Here is a 2,030-nt window from a genome sequence, read left to right on the forward strand (position 1 = left end):
TGGGAGAGCATCGCCCTTACAAGGCGAGGGTCGGGGGTTCGAACCCCTCAGCACCCACCACTTAAAATGGTAAGTATAATTTTTTATACTAGATTAAGATAAATTTTGTTAAATATGATTTAGTAGCTGAAATCTTTAGGTTTATAATTCATTTATTCAGAATCTTTATTTTTAATGTTTTCTTTTAAGAGCTCCACACATTAGTTTAAATAGATTTCTCCATGTTGGTATATTTGAATAAGCAGTCATATTTTCAGATAGCTAATCCATTACAAGATATATTTGTATTCATCATGTGTCCAGGAGATATGATATCATCATATATTAATTGGCTTCTCAATATTTTTATAACATAACAAGTTACCAAAGTTGCTATGCCCAGAAACCAAATTTTTATCGGAATTATCCCCACCCCGTGTTAAATTAAGGGTTTAAGAAAATAGAAAGTGGTATAGTATTTCTTGCTATTCCTCCATAGATCATATTAATTACAGCATTCTCTAAATCATTTTTGTGTTTTTTAATATCTTAATCAATGATAATATAGCTTCCTAATATACCTAAAAATTTTGTGTTGTAAAATGCTATAGCTTGTGCTAAGAATTCTTTTGTATCAGTTGTAATATCTAGAGGCACTTCATTTAGTACTTGGCAAAAAGCTTCATGTGTTACGCAGTAGTCATCAATAATAAGTATTAAATTCTCCACTTTTATATTTACCATTTTGAGGCTTAAGTATTTTGGCATCTGGGTAATTTTCTTTGAAACCTTGTATAATTTTGTCTGATCTTAGGTAGTAAGTTCCTGATGTGTATCAATTTAAAGAGCAGCTTTAAATGCTGAGATGAATTCTTCATGTTGAGCCCATTTTTAGAAATTATAATTGTTTGAGGGTGTCCGCACACTGCCCCACCATTTATCTTTGCTACCGTAGCAATTAGAACTTCTTGGTGTTTGATTTCTTTTTGTATCCACGGCCTAATTCCTGAGACAATAATGCAGGGATTATTTCCACCACATTCATATGCTAGTTCTGTATCTGTAGAATTTATGATAGCTTTAGCTATTTTAGAACTCCTTGTAAAATAAATTTTAGATAAACGTGTATCTTTAATTAATTCTTGACCTTACAAAAGCTTAAAGCTCCAATCTAAATCAGAGGCTTAAAAATTTTAATCCAAATTTACTTGATCTTTTCATTAAGGTGATGAGGTTTGCGTACAACAACATAGTTTTCTAGGAACAATACTTTATTTTGGAAGAGAAACTATAGTTACCAATTCCTAAGACCACTATTATTATTCTTATAGGCTTTTATATTGGGCTTACTTGTTTAGGTTTTCTTTTTACAGATAATATAATCTTTACGCGTTGCATAAATGATTTTATCTTTGGCTTTTTTAGGGAAAACATGGATATCGTAGAGATTATCTTTTATCTTACTTATAACTAAGAGGTTTAAGTGGCTCACCTTCTTTCTTTAAGTGATCTATACGGCCCCTTTTATACAGGCAATAAGTACATTAGTCAGAGGAGCAAATGTTGCCACTTTAGAGATTGGATTTAAGTATAAAGCTTCCTTATATAAGATTATTTTTCATCTTTGTATCTAATTTAGCAAGTTCATTAGCATATGTTTTGTGTTTTGTAAATTTATTTTGGTAGCTGACCTCTGTTTTCAACTAAAGTCTTATTCCAAGCATCTGCTTTTAATTAGCTAACAGCCTCTGAAGTTGATATTTTGCGGTTGTTTGTTTCATTGCTCAATCTTCTGATTTTTTACAAATAAGTCTAAATTATTTTGATATAATACAAAAGTAGTTACTAGTATCTCCACTCCTCCTTTCAAAAGTAAATATTTAATAGTAGTAGAATATCAGATGATAAAGTATCTAATAAACATAAAAGTGGTTAAATTGCTAGTAACTTTTTTATATTTAACACTAAACCTTAACAAAAATTAATTTTTTATTTATTTTATTTATATTTAGGTGATTGAGATGTTTGTTGTAAAAAAAAGAAGTGAAAAA

The 2,030-nt window shown here is 29.7% G+C and carries 2 protein-coding genes; both read right to left on the reverse strand.

The annotated features are described in order from the left end of the window. Positions 1-528 precede the first annotated feature (528 nt). Positions 529-723, reverse strand: coding sequence for a hypothetical protein (locus C9379_RS08565; protein WP_143384986.1), 195 nt, complete (start codon positions 721-723; stop codon positions 529-531). 610 nt (positions 724-1,333) lie between these two features. Continuing rightward, positions 1,334-1,471: a hypothetical protein gene (locus C9379_RS08570; protein ID WP_318263346.1), complete on the reverse strand. Its 138-nt coding sequence runs from the start codon at positions 1,469-1,471 to the stop codon at positions 1,334-1,336. Between the last annotated feature and the right edge of the window lie 559 nt (positions 1,472-2,030).

Origin of the sequence: Francisella-like endosymbiont (assembly GCF_003069505.1) — a bacterium.
Classification (GTDB): domain Bacteria; phylum Pseudomonadota; class Gammaproteobacteria; order Francisellales; family Francisellaceae; genus Francisella.